18 protein-coding genes are annotated in these 24,363 nt (G+C 26.3%); 10 read left to right on the top strand and 8 right to left on the bottom strand.

Annotation, left to right across the window (positions count from 1 at the left end; genetic code table 11):
* Nucleotides 1–29: 29 nt before the first annotated feature.
* Nucleotides 30–1,919, bottom strand: coding sequence for a sensor histidine kinase (locus GBG18_RS11305; protein ID WP_152191164.1), 1,890 nt, complete (start codon nucleotides 1,917–1,919; stop codon nucleotides 30–32).
* Nucleotides 1,920–2,045: 126 nt separating this feature from the next.
* On the opposite strand from GBG18_RS11305, the gene GBG18_RS11300 reads away from it, so the two are divergent.
* The 8 genes from GBG18_RS11300 to nosD all read left to right on the top strand — a co-directional run bounded on the left by GBG18_RS11300 (nucleotide 2,046) and on the right by nosD (nucleotide 14,169).
* A complete protein-coding gene (locus GBG18_RS11300) occupies nucleotides 2,046–2,750 on the top strand; it encodes an SDR family NAD(P)-dependent oxidoreductase (RefSeq protein ID WP_152191162.1) in 705 nt (234 codons plus the stop codon).
* Between the two features lie 73 nt (nucleotides 2,751–2,823).
* Entirely contained in the window at nucleotides 2,824–4,884 is a 2,061-nt protein-coding gene (locus GBG18_RS11295) for a methyl-accepting chemotaxis protein (RefSeq protein WP_193311126.1), read from the top strand.
* A gap of 107 nt (nucleotides 4,885–4,991) precedes the next feature.
* A complete protein-coding gene (locus GBG18_RS11290; RefSeq protein WP_152191158.1) occupies nucleotides 4,992–5,636 on the top strand; it encodes a TetR/AcrR family transcriptional regulator in 645 nt (214 codons plus the stop codon).
* On the top strand, nucleotides 5,626–7,419 hold the full coding sequence (locus GBG18_RS11285; protein ID WP_152191157.1) for a TolC family protein: 1,794 nt from the start codon (nucleotides 5,626–5,628) through the stop codon (nucleotides 7,417–7,419). Before GBG18_RS11290 ends, GBG18_RS11285 begins: the two co-directional genes overlap by 11 nt.
* Nucleotides 7,412–8,524 carry an efflux RND transporter periplasmic adaptor subunit gene (locus GBG18_RS11280; RefSeq protein WP_152191155.1) on the top strand — a complete coding sequence of 371 codons (1,113 nt, stop codon included), beginning with the start codon at nucleotides 7,412–7,414 and terminating at the stop codon, nucleotides 8,522–8,524. Before GBG18_RS11285 ends, GBG18_RS11280 begins: the two co-directional genes overlap by 8 nt.
* Nucleotide 8,525: 1 nt before the next feature.
* The gene (locus GBG18_RS11275) at nucleotides 8,526–11,594 is read left to right on the top strand and encodes an efflux RND transporter permease subunit (protein WP_152191154.1); all 3,069 of its coding nucleotides are present in this window, start codon (nucleotides 8,526–8,528) and stop codon (nucleotides 11,592–11,594) included.
* Complete coding sequence (locus GBG18_RS11270) at nucleotides 11,584–12,861, top strand: dicarboxylate/amino acid:cation symporter (RefSeq protein WP_152191152.1); 1,278 nt, start codon at nucleotides 11,584–11,586, stop codon at nucleotides 12,859–12,861. Before GBG18_RS11275 ends, GBG18_RS11270 begins: the two co-directional genes overlap by 11 nt.
* 78 nt (nucleotides 12,862–12,939) lie before the next feature.
* Complete coding sequence (nosD, locus tag GBG18_RS11265; protein WP_193311125.1) at nucleotides 12,940–14,169, top strand: nitrous oxide reductase family maturation protein NosD; 1,230 nt, start codon at nucleotides 12,940–12,942, stop codon at nucleotides 14,167–14,169.
* Here nosD and GBG18_RS11260 read toward each other — a convergent pair.
* From GBG18_RS11260 to GBG18_RS11240, 5 genes are all read right to left on the bottom strand, one after another.
* A complete protein-coding gene (locus GBG18_RS11260) occupies nucleotides 14,141–15,361 on the bottom strand; it encodes an APC family permease (RefSeq protein ID WP_193311124.1) in 1,221 nt (406 codons plus the stop codon). The two genes, nosD and GBG18_RS11260, sit on opposite strands and share 29 nt — an antisense overlap.
* The gene (locus GBG18_RS11255; RefSeq protein WP_152191148.1) at nucleotides 15,351–16,253 is read right to left on the bottom strand and encodes a DMT family transporter; all 903 of its coding nucleotides are present in this window, start codon (nucleotides 16,251–16,253) and stop codon (nucleotides 15,351–15,353) included. Before GBG18_RS11255 ends, GBG18_RS11260 begins: the two co-directional genes overlap by 11 nt.
* Before the next feature lie 60 nt (nucleotides 16,254–16,313).
* The gene (locus GBG18_RS11250; RefSeq protein WP_152191146.1) at nucleotides 16,314–17,105 is read right to left on the bottom strand and encodes an AraC family transcriptional regulator; all 792 of its coding nucleotides are present in this window, start codon (nucleotides 17,103–17,105) and stop codon (nucleotides 16,314–16,316) included.
* 80 nt (nucleotides 17,106–17,185) lie between these two features.
* A complete protein-coding gene (gene nhaA, locus GBG18_RS11245) occupies nucleotides 17,186–18,466 on the bottom strand; it encodes a Na+/H+ antiporter NhaA (protein ID WP_152191145.1) in 1,281 nt (426 codons plus the stop codon).
* 25 nt (nucleotides 18,467–18,491) lie between these two features.
* Nucleotides 18,492–18,860: a Fur family transcriptional regulator gene (locus GBG18_RS11240; RefSeq protein ID WP_152191143.1), complete on the bottom strand. Its 369-nt coding sequence runs from the start codon at nucleotides 18,858–18,860 to the stop codon at nucleotides 18,492–18,494.
* A 115-nt stretch (nucleotides 18,861–18,975) separates the two neighbouring features.
* On the opposite strand from GBG18_RS11240, the gene GBG18_RS11235 reads away from it, so the two are divergent.
* Entirely contained in the window at nucleotides 18,976–19,947 is a 972-nt protein-coding gene (locus GBG18_RS11235) for a metal ABC transporter solute-binding protein, Zn/Mn family (protein ID WP_152191141.1), read from the top strand.
* Nucleotides 19,948–21,387: a HoxN/HupN/NixA family nickel/cobalt transporter gene (locus GBG18_RS11230; protein WP_152191139.1), complete on the top strand. Its 1,440-nt coding sequence runs from the start codon at nucleotides 19,948–19,950 to the stop codon at nucleotides 21,385–21,387. It abuts the gene before it with no gap.
* Between the two features lie 15 nt (nucleotides 21,388–21,402).
* On the opposite strand, the gene GBG18_RS11225 is transcribed toward GBG18_RS11230, so the two are convergent.
* Together GBG18_RS11225 and GBG18_RS11220 are read right to left on the bottom strand one after the other, a co-directional pair.
* Nucleotides 21,403–22,899 carry a PLP-dependent transferase gene (locus GBG18_RS11225; protein WP_152191138.1) on the bottom strand — a complete coding sequence of 499 codons (1,497 nt, stop codon included), beginning with the start codon at nucleotides 22,897–22,899 and terminating at the stop codon, nucleotides 21,403–21,405.
* A 17-nt stretch (nucleotides 22,900–22,916) separates the two neighbouring features.
* A complete protein-coding gene (locus GBG18_RS11220) occupies nucleotides 22,917–24,068 on the bottom strand; it encodes a trans-sulfuration enzyme family protein (RefSeq protein ID WP_152191136.1) in 1,152 nt (383 codons plus the stop codon).
* Nucleotides 24,069–24,363: the final 295 nt, after the last annotated feature.

Below are 24,363 nucleotides of genomic sequence, written 5' to 3'. Positions count from 1 at the left end.
ATAATGAAGTTAATAAAAAAAGGTTAATATTAAGATTCTATATTAAAAACAATTTTACTCTCTAATCCTTTATATTCAATTCCTTTGATTATCAATGTAGTATTTTTTATTCTAATTGACGCTTCTAAATGTTTTTTTATAATCTCTTCTGTCATATATAAACCAATTCCAGTACCTTGTGCTTTATGTTTTGTAGTAAAATATGGTTCAAATACTTTGTCAATTATATCTTCTTTAATCCCACCTCCATTATCAGTGATTTTAAGAATTCCTTTATTATCTTCTATATATGTTTTTATTTGAATTACTCTTTCTTGTTTTTTTGTTAAAAGAACATCTCTTGAGTTATTTAAAATATTGATTAATGCCTGAATTAATTCATTCTCAACTCCATATATTTCAAAGTCCTCTATCTCTTCTATCTCTTTTATTTGATTACTTTTAAACTGTTCTTTTGTAAGTTTTAATGTTTTTTCTAAAACACTTGCTATTTTTATATGTGAACTTACTTTTTCTGTTTTGAAAAAGTTTCTAAAATCATCAATAGTTTTAGATAGATATTGTGCTGAGTTTGTAATATTATCTACAGAACGATTAAATGTTTCATCATCTAGTGAATCAAACTCTTTTTGCATTTTCATTCCACTAGCAGCTGTTGTAATCATTGAAAGAGGTTGTCTCCATTGATGAGCAATATTACCTAACATCTCTCCCATTGCTGCCATTTTAGACTGTTGTGCAAGCATATGTTGTTGTCTATCATTTTCTAATATTTTTTCTTTAATATCATTTTTATATTTTTCAAATTTAAATTTCAATAGTTTTGAAATATATAAAGAAATTGCTAAAAGTATTAAAGTTAATATAGCTGTAAGATTAAATATAAATATTACATTAGTATCAAACTTACGATTTAGTTCTTCCTTTTTTACTTTAAAAAGTTTCTCTATTTCATCTTGTTGAAAATCTCTACTAATTACCCACTTCCACTCATTAAGACCTTTTGAATAACTTGTTTTTATAGAGTTTTTTGTAGTAGCATTTTCACTATTGTCATAGGATAAATAACCAGCTCCTGATTTTGCAATACTAATTAACTCTTTTTTATTTGACTCTTTTATTGTTAGATTTTTACTATTCTTTTTATTACTTGTTAGTACCTTTCCATCATAATCTAAAATAAAATAATAGCTATTTAAAGATGAGGATAATTTTTTAACATATTCTAATATTTCATTTTTAACTGTTTTCTCATAATCTACAAAATACTCACCCGTTCCAATAAACCAATCATAAGGTTCAAAATGCATATTAAACCCAATTTTTTTATATTGATTTATTTTGTCATCTGGTTTATGATGCCACCAACTTAAATAACCTTCTTTTTCTTTTTTAATTTGAGCTACAATTTTTCTTGTTAGAAACTCACCTTTCCCATCTTTAAAGTTATAAAAACTTTTACCCTCAAACTTTCTTGCAATTGGTAGTAGTATACATTCATAATTATTAAGTGAATAAATAAAATAGTAACCTCTATTTTCATTAAACCTAATATGAACTAAAGCTTCTTTTATAAGTCTTTTTATCTCTTCTTCTGATTTTATATCTTTGTTAATACTGTATATTGCATTTGCAGTTCTATGTGCTTCTTTGACTCTTTGTTTAATCTCTTCTTTAAGTTTTTTTTCTGTCTCTTTTTGAGTTATTTTTATAAAATTATATAGTTTATCTACATCTTTTTTTATAAGTTCTTTATTGCTTTTTATAAATTGCGTTTTTATTTGATCTTTCTCTTCTTCAAGAGCTAACTGCTTTTCCGTATATAAAAATATTGTAATAATAATGGAAATAGATATAATAAATAAGGGTGGTGTAAATTTAATAATATTTAATATTTGTTTTTCATTTTTATAATTCACAATATTATTCCTTTATTTTTATTGATACTTTACAATTAATTTACTATTTACTTAATTAAGAAATTAAACTAATTTAAAAGTAAATAAAACTAAAATAATTATATATAAAATATAAAAGGAATACCTATGTCAAAAAAAGTATTAATAACGGGTGGAAATAAAGGAATAGGTTTAGCAGTTTCAAGAGCAATGCTAGAGCTTGATTATGAGGTAATTGTAGTAGCAAGAGATTTTGAAGATTTTGTATTAGGTGGATTACCAAATGTTACAGAAATAGAGTATGATTTATCAAATATTGATGGTTTAGAAGTTTTAGTAAAAAAGATTGGAAATGTTGATATTTTGATTAATAATGCAGGTTTTATGCAGCCTAAATACTCTTATGATAACTATCCAAAAGAGGCAAAAGAAAAAATATTAAATGTAGATTTACACGCACCAGTTGAGCTAATGAATTTATTGTGTGAAAATATGAAAGCACAAAAATACGGAAGAATAGTTAATGTAGCTTCAATAGCAGGACAAATTGGGCATCCAGATATTTGGTATGGAATAGCAAAAGCTGGACTTATTAATGCAACTAAAATATATGGAAAACTTTTAGGTGCACATGGAATTACTGTAAATTGCGTTGCCCCAAGTCCAACAGAGACTGATATGCAAAAAGACAACTCAGAACAAAGAAAAAAAGAGTTTAAAAAAACTGTTTCATCAGGAAGATTTGCTCAAGCTGAAGAAGTTGCAAAAGCAATTGTATGGTTAGCAACGGATTGTCCTACTTATATTAATGGAGTTACTCTTGATATAAATGATTGTTCTTATGCAAGATAAAATTATTAATTCGTCAATTAAAGCTATGTTTTTGTAGAATATAACTTTAAATAGAATGCATACAAGGATTATTATGTTAAAAAACTTTTCAGTTAAAAAATTATTAATATCAAGTGGATTTATTATTATTTTGTTTTCTATACTTAATATTACTTTAAATATCTCATCTTTAAATAAGGTTGAGGAAAAAGTAAATGAAAAAGAGTATGTTATATTGCCGAAGGTCTTTAATTTTTTAGAGCTTCAAAAAGATGTAATTCAAGTACAACAATGGCTTACAGATGTATCTGCAACAAGAGCAGCTCCAGGCTATGACGATGGTTATGAAATAGCAAAAGAGTATTTTATTGCTGGAAATAAACTACTTGATGAAATGATAAGTACAGAAAAAGACGAATCTAAACTTATATCTGAACTTGAAAACTTTAAAGTAGATTTTAAAAACTTTTATGAAATTGGTGTAAAAATGGCGAATACTTACGTAAAAGATGGTCATACACAAGGTAATAAACTTATGTCACAATTAGATCCTTTTAGTGAAAAGTTAACAAAAAGATTAGATTCTTGGATTGAAGTGCAAGTAAAAGAATCAAAAGAAAAAGCACTTCAAATAGATGAATCAATTAGCTTTACATCAAAAAGCTTAATAATATTTGGACTTATTATAATTGTTCTAAATTTAGTAGTATTTGGAATACTAATAAGAAGAGTTAATGGTTCAATAGATAGTTTTCAAAATGGTTTATTAAGTTTCTTTAAATATTTAAATAAAGAAACTACAGAAGTTTCAATGCTTGATGATAGTTCAAAAGATGAATTTGGAATTATGTCAAAAGTAATAAATGAAAATATTGTTAAAACTAATTCAATAATAAAAAATGATGAAAAGTTTTTAGATGAAGTTTCAGATATTGTTAAAAATATAAATAATGGCTTTTTAACTAATAGATTAGATAATAAAGCTGAATCTGAGAATTTAGAAAAATTAAGAATTAGTATAAATGATATGCTTTTACATTTAAATGAAGTTGTTGGAAAAGATATTAATAAAATCATTGAAGTATTAGAAAGTTTCTCTAAACTAGACTTTACTAATTCAATTAAAGATGATAACAATAAAATTCCACTTGCTTTAAACAATGTTACAAAATTGATAAATGAAATGTTAGTTGAAAATAAATCAAATGGTTTAACACTTCAAAAAAGCTCAAATATTCTAATGACAAATGTAGAAGTACTAAGCTCTTCATCAACACAAGCTGCAGCATCTTTAGAAGAAACAGCTGCCGCTTTAGAAGAAATTACTTCTAATATTGGTGGAAATAATGAAAAAATCATTCAAATGTCAAATTATGCAAATGACTTAACCGTTTCTGCATCAAGTGGTCAAGGCTTAGCCACTCAAACTACAGTTTCAATGGATGAAATTAATACTCAAGTAAATGCTATTAATGACGCAATTACAGTAATTGACCAAATAGCCTTCCAAACAAATATTCTTTCATTAAATGCAGCTGTAGAAGCTGCAACTGCTGGTGAAGCTGGAAAAGGTTTTGCAGTTGTTGCGCAAGAAGTAAGAAATCTAGCAAGTAGATCTGCAGAAGCTGCTAAAGAGATTAAAATGTTAGTTCAAACAGCTACTTCAAAAGCAGATAATGGTAAAAATATCGCGGATGAAATGATTAAAGGTTATAGTGATTTAAATGAAAATATTGTTAAAACACTTGATTTAATTAAAGATGTTGAAGACTCATCAAAAGAACAATTAACAGGAATTGAGCAAATAAATAATGCAGTTAATGGACTAGATCAGCAAACACAACAAAATGCTAATGTTGCAAATCAAACAAAAGAAATATCAGAAAGCACGCAGTTTATTGCAAATACAATCGTACAAAATGCAAATGATAAAAACTTTATTGGTAAAGATGATGTAAAACCAAAAAAGTTAGATATAAAAGAAATAGATTCTAGTGCTGTAATTTTAGGTGAAAAAAAGCCATTAGAAACTAAAGTAAAACCTAAACTTGAGAAAATAGAAAAAATAGAAAACGTTTCTAAACCTGAAGTAAATATAAAACCACAAACAATTACTTCAAATAAAAAAGATGATGATGAATGGGAAAGTTTTTAAAAAATTAGAAATGATTTTTTAAAGCAGTCTTCATTGACTGCTTTTTTTTAAGTTGTACATTAGAACATTTGCTCTAAAATAATAGAACAAATGTACTAGGAAAAAAAATGGCTACAACAAAAGAAAAGATTATAGAAACATCAATTGAATTATTTAATGAAAAAGGTTGTTTAAATACATCAACTAGGCATATTGCAGATAAATTAGGTATTAGTGTTGGAAATTTATATTATCACTTTAAAAACAAAGAAAAAATACTTATAGATATTTTTTTAAACTATATTAAAATTGTATTTAAAGAAGTAAATTCAATAAACTATGAAAAAGATGAAATATTTTTATTAAAAGATTTCTTACTAAATAACCTTGAAACAGATATAAAATATAGGTTCTTACACTTAGAATTAAATATACTACTTTTAAGTTTTCCAGAGTTTAAAAAGATTATGGAAGAGCAACTTCAAAATGAAATAAAAATGATTAAAAAACTTTTAAATCACCAAATATCATATGGTTATATTAAAGCTATGAGTGAAAATGAAATGAATTTTTTAGTTTCAAACTCTTGGATTATTGCTACAAATAATCTATCTTATTGGAATTTGTTATCAAAGGATTTAATAGCAAATGCAAAAAGAGGCTCTTTAAATATGTATTATTTTATAAAACCATATTTAACACAAAAAAGTTTAGGAAATGAAAGAGTTAAAGATATTGAAGACTTACTTTTAAAGGATTATTATGAATTATAAATATTACAAAGTTATAATTCTTCTTATACTTTTTTTTAATATTGCAAATGCGAAAGATTATAATATAAATTTGCTTCTTGATTTACAATCAAGTAAATATCTAAATGAAATAAAAATACAGGCAAAGAGTCTTTTTTCTTCAAGTGATAAAATAGTTTATAATATAAAAAATTGTGATATGACTTGTAAAAAAGATATATCTGCTTATTCAAATAAAATTGTTTTAATCAATAATGCAAAAAAGTACAAGAAGACAAATAGTTTATATCTTATCTCTTACAACTTTTTACTTAGTAAATATGAAAAAGATGTTTTTATTAGAACAAGTGCTTTAGCAATTTTTGAATACTTAAAAGAAAAAAAAACTACTAATTCTATATATCTAAAAAATAAAGAGATATTAACAGATATAAAAAAAGAGAAAAAGAAAGATGCCGTAAATCTTAAAGAACTTAACTTAAAAGATATCTTCTTTCTTGCTTCTAAAAACAGTTTAGAGATTGAACAAAATAATAATAGTTTATTAGTAAACAAACTAAATATAAATAGTGCAAAAAGTGAATATAAACCAAGCATTAGTCTTTTTTCTAATTACTCACAAATAGATGCTGACCGTGCTGAGTACTCTAGTGGTCTTTACTCTCAAGGTACTTTAAATGCAGGTTTAAAAATAAGTCAAGTACTTTATTCAAATAAGATAATTCAAAATATTAATATAAGAAAAACTATTTTTAAATCAAGTAAAGAAGAAACTAAAGCATTAAATGATGAGATTATGTATAAGCTTACAATTATCTATTTAAATATTATAAAAGCTAAAAAATATAATGAGATTATAAATATTAAACGTGATTTTATTTCACAAAATCTTGCTTTTTCTAAACAAAGAGTAAGTATTGGAGTTCAAGATAGAAGTGATGTTTATAGATGGGAGAGTGAACTTGCAAATGCCAATATAGAGTTATCTCAGACAATTAAAAGTCTAAACTCTTTAAAAATTGAATTAGCAAATATCCTGCAAATTGAGAATAAAATAGATTTTCTTGAATATGGAATGAACTCACAACTTTTTAAACTATTAGAAAAAGATGCAATTTTTTATATAAAAGATAAAAGGGTACAAAATAGTTTTATAAATGAACTTGTACATACTCATTCAAGGTTAAAACAGTTAAAAGAGCTAAAAACAGCAAAAGATTATGAGCTTAAAATGAATAAAGATTCAAGATATCTTCCAACTCTTGCTTTTGAAGGAAGTGCTACAAAAATTTTAAGTAGAGATGCAGAAGCAAGTGATGCTGTTAGATATTGGGATGATGATGAATATCAAGCAGTAATAAATCTAAACCTTCCTTTATATGAGGGTGGAGCAAAAGATACGAAAATTCAAAAGAATTCAATAGAACTTATAAATTTAAAACTAAAATATAATGAAACAAAAAATTTAATAATTCAAAATGTAGAAAAAAACTATGAATCTATTAAAAGTTCGTATGAGAAAATCAATTTTGCAAAAATATCTCAAAACTCCTCGCAAAAAAACTTTGAATTAATACAAGATAAATATAAAAATGGAAAAGAAAATATTATCTCCTTACTTGATGCTCAAAATTCATATATTATTTCAAAATTAAATTTAAATATCTCAATTATAGATTATTTAGTTGACTTAAGTTCAATATATTTTTTTAGTGGAAAGATAGATATTTTAGTTAATAAAGAGAAAAAAGAAGAGTTGGAAAATAAAATTATTGATATTACAAAAGGTTCAAAAAATGATTAAATATATTAAAGCTACACTTATTTTACTTACTGTTTCTTTACTATTTAGTGCATGTGAAAACAAAGAAGAAAAAATAGAGATAAAAGAGTCAATTAAATCTGTATATATAACAATGCCAAAAATAAATAAAGATAAAGAAAAAAGAGTATTTAATGCAATTGCGTCTTCAAATAATCAAATAAAACTTAGTTTTAAAGTACAAGGTAATCTAAACTACTTTAATCTTAGAAATGGAGATGAAGTAAAAAAAGGTGACTTACTAGCAAGCTTAGATTCAAAGCCTTATGAATTAAAAGTATCTCAAGTTAAATATGCACACAGTGAAGCAAAATCTGCTTTACAAAATGCAAAAAGTATATATGATAGAACAAAAAAACTATATATAAATCAAAATGCAAGTGTTAGTGATATAGATAACGCACGTGCTAATTATAATGCAAGTAAGGCAAAAGTAAATAATGTATCAAAAGAGTTAGAGTATGCAAAGCTACAGTTATCATATACAAAGCTTTATGCTCCAATTAGCGGATATATCTCATCAAAGTTTGTATCTCAAAATGAGAATATCGCAGTAGGTACGCCAATAGTTTTAATAAGTGATAAATTAGTTGATGAGGTTTCTGTTCATCTTCCTGAATCTTATATAAATAAAATTAAAAAAGGTGATGATGTTAAAGTTACTTTTACTTCTATTGATGAAAAGATTTTTGATGCAAGTATTTCTGAAATATCAAAGTTTATATCTACTAATTCAAAAACATACTTAGTTATTGTAAAACTTAAAAAAAGCACAGGAAGTATAAAGTCTGGAATGTCAGCTGATGTCTCTTTTTCTGTATTAAATCAAGAGAAGCAAGAGATTTTAAAAGTTCCCTCAAACTCCGTTTTAAATGATAAAAATGGATATTTTGTATATATTTTAGAAAAAAGAAATAATAAATATTTTATACAAAGAAAAGATGTAACTATAGGAAAACTTCAAGATGATGGTTTTGAGATATTCTCAGGCTTACAAAGAAGTGATTTAGTTTTAAAAGCTGGAATGAGTCAAGTTTTTGAAAATATGGAAGTTACTATAGGAAATAAAAAAGAGGCAGGATTATAATATGGATATAACTTCTTTTGCCCTTAAAAAAGATAAGGTTACTATAGTATTTACTCTTTTACTTTTTATTTATGGTCTTATTTCTTTTATGGATTTACCACGTGCAAAAGATCCTGGTTTTATAATAAGAACTGCAACAGTTGTAACATATTTCCCAGGAGCAAGTGCTAAAAGAGTAGAACAACTTGTAACTGATAAGCTAGAAAAAAATATTCAAGAGATGCCAGAAATAGATTTTATTAAATCAACTTCAAAATCTGGCGTTTCAATTATTTTTGTAAATATACTTGAAAAACATAAGCAAATGCGTCCTATATGGGACTCTTTACGAAGAAAGGTAGATAATGCCAAAAGAGAATTGCCAAGTGGAGTTTCAACACCTATTGTAAATGATGAGTTTGGTGATGTTTATGGTACTTTAATCTCAATTTCAAGTGATGGCTTAAGTCCTAAAGAGTTAGAAAATATTGCAGATGATACAAAAGATGTATTTTTAAGGCTTGATGAGGTTGCAAAAATAAATATCTTAGGTATTCAATCTCAAAGAGTACATATAGAGTTTGATAATTCAAAACTTGCAAGTTTAAATTTAAGTGCATCATATTTAAAAACTATCTTAGAGAGTAAAAATATCGTTTTATCAGGTGGAAGTGTAAGAGTTGATTCTTCAAGATTATCAATTGAACCTTCAGGAAATTATAATAATTTAAAAGAGATAGAAAATACACTAATTCCTTTGAATACAGGTGAAAGTATATATTTAAAAGATGTTGCAGTTGTTAGTTATTCTTATAAAGACCCTACTAGTTATTTAGTAAATAAAGATGCTAAAAACTCACTAGTTTTGGCAATATCTATGAAAAAAGATGGAGATATTATAAAGTTAGGTAAAAAAATAGATGAGCTTCAAGAAAAAGTTCAAAGTAAATTGCCTTTAGGAGTAGAGCTTGATAGACTTTTTAATGAACCTAAAATAGTAGATAATATAATTAGCAATTTTGTAAATAACTTATTACAAGCTATGGCATTAGTAATTATTGTAATGCTTTTATCTTTAGGTTTAAGATCAGGGCTTATAGTCGCTGTTTTAATTCCTATGTCAATTTTAACTTCTTTTATAATTATGTCTATTTTTGATATTTGGTTAGATCAAGTCTCACTTGCTGCTTTAATTATATCCTTAGGACTTTTAGTTGATTCAGCTATTGTTATGAGTGAGTCGATTATGGTTTTAATGCAAAAAGGAAAAACAGTAGTTGAGGCATCTATTCAAAGTGCAAAAGAGTTAAGAGTTCCTCTTTTAACTTCAGCACTTACAACATCAGCTGCATTTTTACCAATTTTTTTAGCTAAATCAATGACTGGTGAATATACTACTTCTATTTTTAAAGTTGTTACAATTGTGCTTTTATCTTCATGGGTTTTAGCTCTTACTTTAACTCCTGTTTTAAGTAAATATTTTATGAAAAAAGATATAAAAAAAGCTGAAGTTGAAAACTTTATTTATAAAGGCTATAGAAAATTTTTAAATTTTATTTTAAACTTTAGATTACTTACTATTACTATTATAATACTAGTGTTTTTTGGCTCTTTTATTCTTTTAGATAAAGTTCCTCAAAAGTTTTTCCCAGACTCTAGTGAAAATACATTTACAGTTGAAATACAACTTCCAGTTGGAACAGCAATTGAAACTACAATAAAAGATTTATCAGTAATTGAAAATTTTATACAAGAAAAATATATGAAAGAAAACAATAAAGAAGTTACAAATTTTGTAACTTTTATAGGTGAGAGTGCTCCTAGATTTTGGCTTGCTTATAATCAAGAATTAGCAAGTAGTGAATATAGTACTATTCTTGTAAATACAAAAGATTTCACTTCAAAAAGTAGAATCAAAAAAGAGATAGAAAGTTTTGCAAAATCAAGATTTCCAAATATGCAAGTAGATGCAAAAGATTTATCAAATGGCCCACCTGTTACTAAACCAATTGAAATTAGAATTAGTGGAAAAGATATTGATATTTTATTTAAAATGGCTTCAAATATAAAACAAGAACTTACAAAAATTGATGGTGTAAAAAATATTTCTGATGATTGGGGATTAAAAAATAAAAAACTTATTGTTAATATTGATGAAGCAAAAGCTTTAAAAGAGGGTATTTCAAACTTCGATATTGCGCTTTCTTTACAAACTGCACTAAGTGGTTTTGAAGTAACTACTTTTAGAAAAGAAGATAAATTAATTCCAATTGTTTTACGTTCAAATCAAAGTAGTAAAGAGAGTATAAATGCTTTAGAATCTATAAATGTTTATGCACAAAGTTCTGGAAAAAATATCCCACTTTCTCAAGTTGCTAGTATTCAAACTGTTTATGAAGAGTCAAAAATAATCAGAAGAGATAGGTCTAAAACTGTTACTATTGGAGCTTATGTAAAAGATGGATATAGTGCAATGGCCATTTTTGAACAGATACAGCCTTGGTTAGATGATTATTCAAGTAGTTTTGAATTAGGATATTATTACTCTTTTGGTGGTGAATATGAAGCTTCTGGAAAAGCGAATAAATCAATTGCAGTAAATATTCCAATTGCTTTTATGATTATTTTACTTTTAATGGTTACACAATTTAATTCTATTAGAAAGCCTTTAATCATTCTAAGTACAATTCCTTTAGGAATGATTGGAGTTTCTTTTGGCTTGTATGTTATGGATTCTTATTTTGGCTTTATGACATTACTTGGAATTATTTCATTAGCTGGAATTGTAATTAATAATGCAATTGTTTTATTAGAGCGAATTAAAACAGAAGAAGAGGATAATAAAAGAAACTCTTATGATGCAATAATTGAAGCTTGTATCTCAAGATTTAGACCAATACTTTTAACTACAATAACAACAGTTTTTGGTCTTATTCCTTTATGGTACAGTGGAGGTGCTATGTGGGAACCAATGGCGATTGCAATTATCTTTGGTTTAATGTTCTCAACTATTTTAACACTAGGATTTGTACCTGTGTTATATTCTCTATTATTTAAAATAAAAAAACAAAAGGTTGATAATGTTAAATAAACTTTGGATTCAAGTTTTAATAGGAATGGTTTTAGGTGTTGTAGTTGGATTGATTTTATCTCCAAGTGCCTTTGCTTTAGTTCCAGAAGATATTGCTCTTGCAATTGCACCTTGGGTTGCACTTGCTGGTAATATTTTTTTAGCACTTATAAAAATGGTAGTTATTCCTTTAGTTATGAGTTCAATTATTTTAGGAATTACAAGTGCAAATAATACTGAAACTTTAAAAAGTTTAGGAATTATAATAGCTCCATATTTTGTATTTACTACAATAGTTGCAGTAAGTGTTGGTATTTTTATTGCTTTTGCAATACAACCTGGAAACTTTGTTTCAAGTGATATTATAAATAGTATAAGCTCTGGTGTAACAATTGCAAAAGAAGTAGTTCCTCTTCAAACTATTTCTATTCCCGATATGATTGTAGGCTTAATTCCTGTAAATACAGCACAATCAGAGTTAGATGGAAATATCTTAGCCTTTGTAATTTTAGCAATTTTTGTTGGGGTTGCTTTAATGAATATGGATAAAGAAGATGCACAACCTATGAAAGATTTAGCAAGGTCTTTTCAGGCTTTTTCTATGAAAGTAGTAGAATGGGCAATGAAACTTGCACCTTATGCGGTATTTGGGCTTTTATGTAGTATTACAATTAAAATTGGTTTTGATGCAATCTCTTCAATGTCTATGTATATAATAACTGTTTTATTAGGACTTTTTACTCTTTTATGTTTTTATTTATGTATTGCATATTTTATTGGAAGAGTAAAACCACTAGATTTTTTAAGAGATATAAGAGAAGTTCAACTTATGGCTTTTTCTACATCAAGTTCAGCTGCTGTTATGCCATTATCTATGAAAACAGCAGAAGATAAACTACATATTCCAACTCCTATTTCAAAATTTGTAATACCTTTGGGTGCGACTATTAATATGGATGGAACAGCAATATACCAAGTAATTGCAGCTATTTTTTTAACTCAACTTTTTGGTATTGATTTATCATTAGTTGAGATTGTAATCTTAGCATTAACAACTGTAGGAGCTTCAATTGGAGCTCCTAGTACTCCAGGAGTTGGTATTGTAATACTTGCAACAATTCTTCAAGGTATTGGAGTTCCTGTTGAGGGAATTGCTTTAATACTTGGAGTTGATAGAATACTTGATATGTGTAGAACAACTATAAATGTTACAGGTGATTTAACTGCTACTTTAGTAATGAAAAGATTTACCTCATTTTCTCAAACTAGTAGTCTTAGCGAATCTTAAACTGTCATATATCAATTTTTTTTACTTAAAGTTGTAATATAATTATTTACTATTACAACTTTAAATAAAGAAGGTTCTTTGCTTAAAATTATACTTATTTTATCTATTTTCTTATCAAATATTTATGCGAATCTACTTCAAGACACTATTAATAAAGCACCTGCTTATTCAGTTTTGAAACTTCCAAAAGGTACTTATTTTGGAAATATTACAATTTCAAAACCACTTACTTTAATAGGAAAAGAAAAGGGTGTAGTTATTCAAGGAGAGCAAAACTCTAATGTTATTACAATTACTTCATCAAACGTAAAACTTGAAAATTTAGAAGTAATAAATAGTGGGAAAAGAAGGGATACTTTAGATGCTGCAATTCTTGTAAATAACTCTTCAAATATTGAATTAAAAAATTTGACTATTAAAAAATCTCATATTGGAATTTTTTTAGATTATGTAAGTGATTCAATAATTCAAGGAAATAAAATATCCTCAGATGATCCAAATATTGATTTAAGAGGTGATGGAGTTAGACTTTGGTTTTCTAAAAACAATAAAATATTAAATAACTCTTTTACAAATGTGAGAGATATAGTCTTAATGCAATCAAAAGATAATGAAGTATCAAATAATAAAATGAAAGATTGTAGATATTCAGTTCTTAGCTCTCATTCAAATAATACAACTATAAAAAATAATGAAATTATAAATAGTTCTGTTGGAATTTTTTTACAAGCAAGTAAAGGTTCTTATGTTTCAAAAAATACAATAAAAGGCTCATTAGGTTCTGCTACAAGTATGGGAATATTATTAAAAGGAGCTTCAAATACTACAGTTGAATATAACTATATGGGTATGTGTAATCAAGCTTTTTATATTGACAACTCTCCTATGAAACAAGGGTTAAAAAACTGGATTTATGATAATCAAATTATGTATAGTACTAGAGGTTTTGATTTTAGAGGCTTTAGTTTAAGAAATGTAATTAAAAGAAATATCTTACTTGGGAATATGGATAATATTATGACTGAAAGTTATAAAGGAAGAATGAATACAAATGAAATTGAGGGAAACTATTGGGATGATTATGAGGGCTTTGATTTTAATAAAGATAATATAGGAGATAGCTCATATAAAAAGTATTTATATATAGACCAAATTTGGATTAAAAATCCTGAAGTAAAGTTTTTCTATGGTTCACCTATTTTATCAATACTAAATTTTATTTTAAAAATGGCTCCATTTGTTGAGCCAGTTTTTTTAATTGAAGATAAAAAACCTATTTTTAATTATAAGATTTCTTCAGATAAGTAAATACAAATAGTGCAATAATAACACATAAAATAAATATATTTGAAAAGAGTAAAATAACTCCAAAAAGAAAAGTCAAAATAATAGCAGAAGTTTTTAAAAAGCCTTTATCAAAAAGAATAATTGCTGTAATTAAACCAATTATTGCATTTGCTATAAAGAATCCATCTGCAAAAGCAACTAAATTTTCTAAACTTAAAAAATCAAAATATACTAGTATAAGAGTAATAATATATATCATTGATAAAAAATTTAATGCACCAATTGGAGTATTGTTTTTTAAATGTTTTGATGTATAAGAGTTAAGTTTTAAAGATGATATAAGTCTTGCTACTCCACCTACAAAAAGTATTAAAGTCCCAACGCAAAGTATAGTAGAAACACTTGCTAAGATTACATTTGAAAACTCTTTAAAAATAGGCTCTATTATCCAGACAAGTTTAAACTCTTCATCTTTAGTAAACTCTCCAAAACAAATTGCAAGTGTTGTAAGAATATAAACTAATGATATTATGATTGCAGATAATTTAACAGCATTTGTAAGTGTTTTAGTCTCTTTTACTTCTTTTGAATAGTTTCCTATAACTTCCCAGCCAACAATAGACCAAAATACAATTATTAAAGAGTGACCAAACTCTTGTATTGATATAGTTGGTAAGTTGAAATGAAACTCATTTATATTTAAAATTATGTTTATACTTGAGATTAAAAATATAAGTGTAATAGCAGAACTTACTATTAGCATAAGTTTTCCAAGAAAATCAATCTTTGTTAAAAGTAAAATATAAGTAATTATATAAGTTAAAAAACCTAAAATTTCTAGTGGAATATTTGGAAAGTAAGGCTGTATAAATTGTGCTGCAATAATTAAAACAGCAACAGGTCCAAAGAAAACAGCACAGATTAAATAAAAAGATGTAAGAAGTTGATACTTTTTTCCCATGGCTTCTTTAGTTGCAAGTGATACCCCTCCATCACCTGGATATAAAATAGCAAGTTTTCCAAAAATAAGAGCAAAAATAAAACCTAAAACTAATATAATTGCCCAAACAATAAGTGAGAAGTTTCCAACCATATTATATAAAAGTGGAGGAAGTAAAATTAGACCTGAACCTAAAATAGGACCGATTATTAAACCTGATAGTGTTAAGGTATTTAGTTTTTTACTTTGATTATTTGTAATATTATTGCTCAACTTTCTTCTTTTTAAATATAGTAATATTATTTAATATCTTAACTGCAAAAATTGTTAGTATTACACCAATTATTGTTGTAATATGTATCTCTTCTTTTAGAAAAATAATACTTAAAATAATTGCAAAAAAAGGAACTAAAAAGATAAAAGAACTTACTTCATTTGTTCCTAGCTTTTCTATACCAATAAAGTATATAGTAGTTGCAAAAGTTGTAGAAACTACTGATAAAATTAAAAGGTTTATCCAAAAAATAGAATCAAAAGCTTCATAATTTACTGCACTAAAATCTACAAAAAATATTGATACTAAAATAGTACTTATAATATACATATATAAAGTAAAAACCATTGGAGAAGTTTTTGTTATCTTTGAACTTGTTATTGTTAAAGCAGGCCATAAAATACTTGCACCTAAAAAGTACATATTTTGTGTTGAAAATACTTGTTCATATGAAAAAGACCAAATATTAAGCATTGTAAGAACTCCAACAGCTCCAATGATAAGTGCAAAGATATCTTTTTTAAGTATTTTTTTACCAAAGAATAAAGCCATAAATATAAAAGTATTTATAGGAATTAGTGTAGTTACTAAAGCACCCCCCAGTGATGCAGTTCCGTGCATTGTTCCTAAAAAATAGCACTTTAAATACACAATCATAATAACAGATGCTAAGATAGCTAAAAGTAAACTATGTCTATTTATATAAAAGTATTTTTTTGTGATTATTAAAACTGGTGCTAAAGTTATAATTGTGAAAAAATTTCTTAAAAATATCATTTCATATTCATTTACATAAGAGCTTAATACTTTTGCATTAACCCAAGATGCACCCCATCCAGCCATTGCTAAAATCATTAAAATATAGAATATATTTTTATTTGCTTGTGTCATTTTACTCTTTTATCTATAGTTTTTTATTTATGAAGAAGTATAGTAGAAATTAAAAATTATTTATAGAATAATATTGCTATTTTTTTGTAAATATGATGGTGTGTAACCAAAATACTTTTTAAAGTTTCTTGTAAAGTGAGACTGGTCATTAAAACCAACTTGAACACTTGCAGAACTTATTGAGTGACCATTTTGTATTAAATTATTTGCACGATTTAATCTTTCATTTATAATAAAAGCATGAGGAGTTAATCCAAAATCTTTTTTAAAAAGTCTTAAAAAGTGAAACTTACTAAGGTTTACATTTGAAGCTAAAGTCTCTAAAGTAAAGTTTGTATCAATAGAATCATTTATAAATTCATAGGTATTTTTGATAATTTTTTTATCCTCAAATATATCATTATATTTCTTTGTATAAATTGTTGAGTTCAAAATTAGATGAGATAAGGCATCAATTAGATTTGATTCTATTAAAATTTCATCTTCATTTTTAAAATATGAATCAAAAAAATGATGTAACTTTGTAAATAGTATTTTATCTTCAATAATATGTCTTTTGAAAAATGGAGTTTTTCTATCATGAAATATTTGTTCATATAAGTTTGTCATAACTTCAACAGTTGGATAAAAATTTACATGAGACCACTCTTTTGATTTTCCAGCATGTACTTCACCTGGATTATTTATTCTTACTGAGTATTCATACGATTCATAACTTTCATAAGAATTATAAGACTTTAAAACACCATTATACGTCAATCCTATTGTATATGTATCATGATAGTGCTTAGTAAAATCTGCAGTTGAATATCTAACATTTTCAAAAAGTGTGTTTAATAATAATTTTGACATAAATAATTATAGCTAAATTAAAAAATGAAAATAGAACAAAATTGCTATTTACAATTTTGTTCTAAAAAAGAGGGGACTAACTATGCTTTCTTTGCTCTTAGTATTAAAATTACACCAATTACTGCTGCTATAAATGATGCTGCAAAAACTCCAAGTTTAACTGCTGCAATTATCGATTCATCTAAGAATGCAAGGTGAGTAATAAATATAGACATAGTAAATCCAATACCACCTAAGAACCCAACTGCAAGAACTTCAGACCATGAAATATTTTCTGGTTTTTTAACAATATTAAGTTTTGTTGCTAGATATGTAAATCCAAAAATACCAATAGGTTTACCAACTACTAAACCAAATACAACTCCTAAAACTATCATTAAGTTTGCATTTACTGTTGAGAAGTCAATTAAAACACCTGCATTTGAAAATGCAAATAAAGGCATAATAAAAAATGCTGAAAGACCATGAAGTTGATGTTCTAATCTTACAAGTGGATTTTGAACTTTATCATAGTTATATCCAATATTTTCTAGTGAATCAATTTGATCATGGTTTAACATAGGAATCTCATCTATATGTTTTTCAAAGTCTTCTAAATCTTTTTTTGATTCTTTTATAAACTTTCTTTCATCTAGTTTTGATTTAATAGGAATTGCAAAAGCTAATAAAACACCTGCAATTGTTGCATGAATACCAATAGCATGAATATATACCCATAATGCAATACCTAATATTAAATAAGGTAAAAGTTTTGTAACACCTTTTATATTTAATCCCCAAATCACTGCATAAATAATTGCTGCATGTAAAAAGTATTGTGATTGGATATCACTTGTATAAACAGTAGCAACAACTAAAACTGCACCTAAATCATCAACAACTGCAAGTGCAACTAAAAACAGTTTTAATGCAGGATTTACCCTAGTTCCTAGAAGCATTAAAATACCAAGTGCAAAAGCAATATCTGTTGCCATTGGAATACCAAAACCTAGAGGATTATCTGGATTGAAAGCTACATAAACAAGTGCTGGAATTACCATACCACCGATTGCTGCAACAATAGGAAAGGAAGCTTTTGCAACACTTGACAATTCTCCTATCATCATTTCTCTTTTTATTTCAAGGCCAACCATTAGAAAGAATAGGGCCATTAACCCATCATCAATCCAATACGTTAAGGTCATGGATACTGAAATATCTCCAATATTTATTCCAAGAGGTAAATGCCATAAATCGTAGTACTCTTGACCAAAACTTGAATTTGCAACAATTACAGCTGCAACTGTTGCTACAAAAAGTAATATACCACTTAGGGCTTCTTTATTTATAAACTGATTTAATGCAACCAGATTTTTTATCATATTTTTATCCTTATATTTTATAGTTTTATGCGTTTAAGCAATTAGGGCAAATGCCTTTTATTATTATGTTATCTACTTGATACGTAGGCAGATTTAAATTAAGCTTTTCATGAATACACTCTATTTTTGAACAATCTGTACAAATAAAATGAGAGTGTTTTGTTTTTTGAATTTCAAAATATCTTTTTTTATCATTTGATTCAAAAGAGTTTATTATATTTTCTTCTTCAAATTTTGTTATATTTCTATAAAAAGTTGCTTTATCCATTGATAATTCACTTTTTATATCTTCATAAGATAAGGGTTTATCAGAAGATATTAATATTTCTAATATAGCTTTTCTTGCAGTTGTTAACTTTATATTCTTTATATTTATTATTTTTTCTATATTCATAAGTTAATTATATCAATTTTTCTTTAAAATTGATTTACAACTAAGTTGCATTAAAGAAAAAATTCATTAATATTCGATAGTCGCAACTAAGTTGCAGTATTAAAAAAGGAAATAAATGAAAAGATTATTAGTAATTGCCCTTTTAATGATATCATCATTAAGTGCACAAATAAAAGATGTGACTGTTAGTATTGTTCCTCAAAAATATTTTGTTGAAAAAATTGCAGGTGATAAAATAAATGTAAATGTAATGGTTAAAAAAGGTTTTTCTCCAGCAAATTATGAACCAAAAACATCACAAATGAAAAAACTTGCCCAATCTAGTATTTATTTTTCAATTGGTGTACCTTTTGAAAACTCATGGCTTAAAAAGTTTAAAAATGCAAATAAAAATATGCTTATGGTTGATACTTCTATGGGAATAGAAAAATTAGAAATGGTAGAACATTCACATCATGAAGATGAAGGACACCATGACGAACATGCAGACCATGATGAACATGATGATCACAAAAAGCATGACGAGCATGATGAACACAAAGATCATGACCATGAAAAACATGATGAACATGATGAGCATGCAGACCATGATGAACATGAGTCTTCAGATCCACATATTTGGAATGATCCTATTTTAGTAAAAATTCAAGCAAAAAATATTTATGAAGCCCTTGTAAAAGTTGATCATGATAATGAATCTTTTTATAAAGAAAACTATGAAAAGTTTATAAAAGAATTAGATTTATTAAATCAAAAATTAGAAACTATTTTAAATCCTTATAAAAATAAAGCATTTATGGTATTTCATCCATCTTGGGGATATTTTGCTAAAAAATACTCTCTTGAGCAAGTAGCAATTGAATCACAAGGAAAAGAACCAAAACCTAAAGAGTTAGTTGAATTAATAAAAGATGCAAAAGAACATAATATAAAAATAGTGTTTGTTGCTCCTCAATTTTCACAAAAAAGTGCAAAACTAATAGCAAATAGTATTAATGGTTCTGTTCATGTTATTGACCCATTAGCAAAGAACTGGGAAGAAAATCTTATTCAAACTGCAGAAAAAATCGCAAATACTTATAAGTAAATACTTAGATATCTAACTCTACTTTTAATTTTAAAGAGCATCCTTTTTGGATGTTCTATCTGTTCTATTTATTCTCCACGAACAGATGTTTCAATAAATATTGTATCAGATGAAAAACATATTAAAAGTGCAGATTTTAAGTGGGTTTTTGTAAAAGAGTTCACTAAAGAATTACTAAAAATTTATGATACAAATTTAGATACAACCTTTGATGAAAAAGAGTTAATACCTATTGAAAACTCTTTACTTTCATATATTGAAGCCTATAATTATCTTACTTTTATCTCTTATTCTAAAGAGATTGAAAAAGAGACTCGAACTTTTGATATTAAAAACTACAAACTAACTTTTAAAAATCAAGTTTTAACATTTGAATACAGAGTGGAGTTAAACTATAAAATAATTGATAATAATAAATTATATATTAATATAAATGATGACAGTGAATATTTTATTATGCATATTAATAAAAAAGAACAATCTTTTAGCTCTCCTTATGAATATCAAAGTAGTATTTCCAATAATAGTGTAAGTTATACTATCTCTTTACCTGAGGGTGTAAAAGAAGAACAAGCAAAAGCTAATTTTGTTGCAGATAATTTTAAAGAAGAAAACTTAGAACAAACTACTACAAATATTGCTAAGGAAGATATTTCTTTATTAGATGAGTTTATTGCTAAAATAAAAGAGTCTTTACTTGAAGTTGAAAAAGGTGAAGATAAATACGCTATTTTCTTTTTATTATTTGCCTCATTTGTATATGGACTTATTCATGCACTAGGACCTGGACATGGTAAAGCATTAGCTTTTTCATATTTTAGTTCAAGAAAGAATACATATTTTCAAGCCTTTACAATATCTTTTTTCACTGCATTTATTCATATAGTTGGAGCTTTGATTTTAGTTAGTATTTCGATTTTTATTATTGAGGAGATTTTTTCTAGCTTTTTAGATGACTCAATTTCTTACATTACAAAAGTAAGTGCAGTTTTAATTATATTATTATCTTTATATATTCTTTATAGAAAACTAAAAAATAAATCTTGTGCTTGTAGTGGATGTAATATACAAGATAATCCAAATACAAAGTTTGTAGTTAATAAAGATAAAAACCAATTTGTTCTAAAAAGTACAGACAAAATCCATCAAAAATCAGATGTAAAAACACAAAATTTATTTTTTGTTTTAACTGCTGGTTTAGTACCTTGTTCTGGAACTGTAGTATTATTTGTATATGCTTTTATACTTGAGACATATTTTGCTGTATTTTTAGCAAGTATATTTATTAGTTTAGGTATGGGAATAGTTATTTTTGCATCTTCTTTTTTAGGTGTTTCTTTATATAAAGTATCAAATAAATCTTCACGAATTACTAACATACTTGAAATAGCTTCACCTATAGTTATGTGTTTACTAGGTGTTTTTCTTTTCTTTAGTTAAAAGAAAAGAGAAGACTTAGTCTTTTATTCTTTCAAACTCTTTTATAATTTCATTAATTGGTTCAATTCCAACAGAAATTCTAATTAAATCAATTGGTAAGGAAATCTTTTTTAAGAATTCATTTCCTTCTTTTGAAACAATCATATCATAATGAGCCAAATAAGTATAAGGCATAAGCAGAGTGAATTCAGTGCCTAAACTTGGGCCCTTTGCAAAGTTTAATCTATCATAAACTTCTTTTATTGGTTTATTAAAAGTTACAGAAACAACTCCTGTATATGAGTTGTCATCTATTATTGTTTGAGAATAGTTTTCTTTGTTATTCTTATCAAAGCAGTAAAAAACTTCATCAATATAAGAACATGTTTCAAAATACTTTACTAACTGTTTTGTATTTGAACTTATTTTTTTTACTCTTGTTTTATAATCTTTTATTTCAAAAGCTAGTCTTTGTATATCTTTTACATAAACACTTTCACAGTGTCTAAAAAACTCTGTTGTCATATGAGATAAGTTATGCTTTTTATTTAAAATTATTGCACCCATTAAAACATCAGCATTACCACATGCAAATTTTGTAAGAGATTCTACAAATATATCTGCATAATCTCTTAAATCAAGATTATAAGGTGTTGCAAATGTTGTATCTATTACTAATGGAATATTATATTTATCACAAAGTTTACGCAATCTTTTTATATCAACACTTGTTAGAAGTGGATTTGTTGGAAGCTCAGTAACAATAGCACTAATTTTTAAACCATTTTCTTTTAAATACTCTTCAAGTAAATCTAAGTCAGTAATATCAGAAAATATTTTCTGTTGTGAGTAGTGATGATTTACTATGTTCATGGTATCTAAATATAACCAGCCAAATTGAACTAGAATATTTCTTCCATTATGACTTTGAATTGAGTTTAATCCTCTAATTACTGAATAAATTGCATTCATTCCAGATGGTGCTAAGCAAATATTTTCTTTTGGTTGAGAATATGCATCACATAAAGTTTGAATGATTATATCTTTTGCAGTATCTTTTGATTCTACTTCTTCTTTATGAAGAGTATTTATTAATCCTTCATTGTAAAGATATTCTTCTGCTAATCTTGAAGATAAGTTACAACCTACATGCTGAATATATGTTAAAACTTTTTGAAGTTGACATGTTCCTTTTTGAACTAAAATTACTCCAAAAGGTTCATTTATTTCAATTTTATTATGAATAAAGTACTTATCACTTATAAGTTCAACTGCTTTTTTAGAACTTAATACTACAACTTCATAAGCATCGGAAATTAAATATTTTTCTTTTATAAAAAGACCTAATTTTTTTAAATAAGGATGTAAAATAAATCTTGGATAACCACTTTGAATTTTTTCTAATATTTCAGGTGTTTGCTCTTCATAATCTATTACATCTTGAATTGTAGGCATTGATACAGATACGGCATGGACATTATTTACCGGTAATGTTTGCCCGCATTCTATTGGTTTAAAAAACTCTTTATTCATATATTTTATATTCTTTCTTATTCTACAGCTTGTTCAATATCTTTGATTAAATCTTCTACATTTTCTAAACCAATTGAGAACCTAACTGTACTATCACTTATTCCAATGGCTGCTAGTTCTTCTTTTGAGAATGTTGCATGAGAAATCTTAGCAGGTATTTCAACTCTTGAATCAGGACTTCCAAATGAACACTTTTCTCCAAAGATTTTTGTATTCTCAATAAACTGCTCAGCTAATTCAACAGTTTTAAAATCAACACAAAATAGACCTGGAATATATGTCATTTGCTCTTTTGCTAAAGTATGTTGTGGATGTGACTCTAAACTTGGATGTGTAACCTTTGCAATATAGTCTTGTTTTTCTAAATATTGTGCAATTATAATAGAGTTTTTTTCATGCTCAGCCATTCTAACTTTTAAAGTTGGAATTCCTAATGTGATTAAATACACATCCATAGGATTTTGACTTCTTCCACCTGCATTTGCATAATAGTGAATCTCTTTTGCTAACTCTTCAGTCTTTGCAACAATAGCACCAGCAACTACAGCTCCATGACCTGAGATATATTTTGTTGTAGAAAATAGTGAAAAATCTGCACCAAGATTTAAAGGCTGTTGAGAAATAAATGTAGCAAGTGAGTTGTCAACTGCAAATAGGGCATTGTTTTGTTTTGCTAAAGCTGCTACTTGTTTTAAATCAATAATCTTTAAACCAGGATTTGTAGGACTTTCACATAAAACTAAATCAATAGGATTGTTTTTTAGAATTTCTTCCATTTTATCAAACTCTAAAAAGTTTGCAAAGTGAACTGTAACATTATATTTTTCTTCAAATATTTTAAGTAATCTAAATGTTCCACCATAACAATCAGCTTCAACTAAAATATGAGAATTTGCTTTTAATGTAGTTTCAAATAAAAGAGCAACAGATGCAATACCCGTATGTGTACAAACACAACCAGCTCCACCTTCAACTTCTGTAAAAAGATTTTCTAACATCTCTCTTGTTGGATTATCACTTCTTGTATAGTCATAGATTTTATCACCATCTTGTTTTTTTAAATCAAAAGTTCCTGTATTATAAATAGGAAAATGTGACGCTCCTGTTTGTTCAGCAAAGGGAGCAAATTTTGCAATATGGCTTAGATTTGTTTCTACATGTTTTTTCATGGAAGTCCTATGTTTATTATAATTTAACGTGATTATATCTAAGTTTGTCTGAGAGTAAAAGTTAAGAAAAAAGAAGTATAATTTATTCTAATAGTTAAGTAAAATAGTATACTTTGAAGTCTTTGACTATGTTGAGTATCAAAAACTACTTATGTTACTTATACTTAATTTTCATGATTTAAAATTCACCTTTTTTTGTTCCATAATCCCTTTAGGTTTATGGAACTTTGTAGTTTTTACTTTTTGAACACTTTGTGGAACACGGAAAACTAAGATAAGTGATTCGCGTTCCAAG

Source organism: Poseidonibacter ostreae (assembly GCF_009208075.1).
Lineage (GTDB): Bacteria > Campylobacterota > Campylobacteria > Campylobacterales > Arcobacteraceae > Poseidonibacter > Poseidonibacter ostreae.
The sequence above is the reverse complement of the archived record's forward strand: the minus strand, read 5'-3'. Positions and strand labels throughout refer to the sequence as shown.

Coding starts and splice junctions, on each gene's coding strand:
- GBG18_RS11300 (WP_152191162.1), top strand. CDS start 2,046: ATGTCAAAAAAAGTATTAATAACGGGTGGAAATAAAGGAATAGGTTTA.
- GBG18_RS11295 (WP_193311126.1), top strand. CDS start 2,824: ATGTTAAAAAACTTTTCAGTTAAAAAATTATTAATATCAAGTGGATTT.
- GBG18_RS11290 (WP_152191158.1), top strand. CDS start 4,992: ATGGCTACAACAAAAGAAAAGATTATAGAAACATCAATTGAATTATTT.
- GBG18_RS11285 (WP_152191157.1), top strand. CDS start 5,626: ATGAATTATAAATATTACAAAGTTATAATTCTTCTTATACTTTTTTTT.
- GBG18_RS11280 (WP_152191155.1), top strand. CDS start 7,412: ATGATTAAATATATTAAAGCTACACTTATTTTACTTACTGTTTCTTTA.
- GBG18_RS11275 (WP_152191154.1), top strand. CDS start 8,526: ATGGATATAACTTCTTTTGCCCTTAAAAAAGATAAGGTTACTATAGTA.
- GBG18_RS11270 (WP_152191152.1), top strand. CDS start 11,584: ATGTTAAATAAACTTTGGATTCAAGTTTTAATAGGAATGGTTTTAGGT.
- GBG18_RS11255 (WP_152191148.1), bottom strand. CDS start 16,253: ATGACACAAGCAAATAAAAATATATTCTATATTTTAATGATTTTAGCA.
- GBG18_RS11250 (WP_152191146.1), bottom strand. CDS start 17,105: ATGTCAAAATTATTATTAAACACACTTTTTGAAAATGTTAGATATTCA.
- nhaA (WP_152191145.1), bottom strand. CDS start 18,466: ATGATAAAAAATCTGGTTGCATTAAATCAGTTTATAAATAAAGAAGCC.
- GBG18_RS11240 (WP_152191143.1), bottom strand. CDS start 18,860: ATGAATATAGAAAAAATAATAAATATAAAGAATATAAAGTTAACAACT.
- GBG18_RS11235 (WP_152191141.1), top strand. CDS start 18,976: ATGAAAAGATTATTAGTAATTGCCCTTTTAATGATATCATCATTAAGT.
- GBG18_RS11225 (WP_152191138.1), bottom strand. CDS start 22,899: ATGAATAAAGAGTTTTTTAAACCAATAGAATGCGGGCAAACATTACCG.
- GBG18_RS11220 (WP_152191136.1), bottom strand. CDS start 24,068: ATGAAAAAACATGTAGAAACAAATCTAAGCCATATTGCAAAATTTGCT.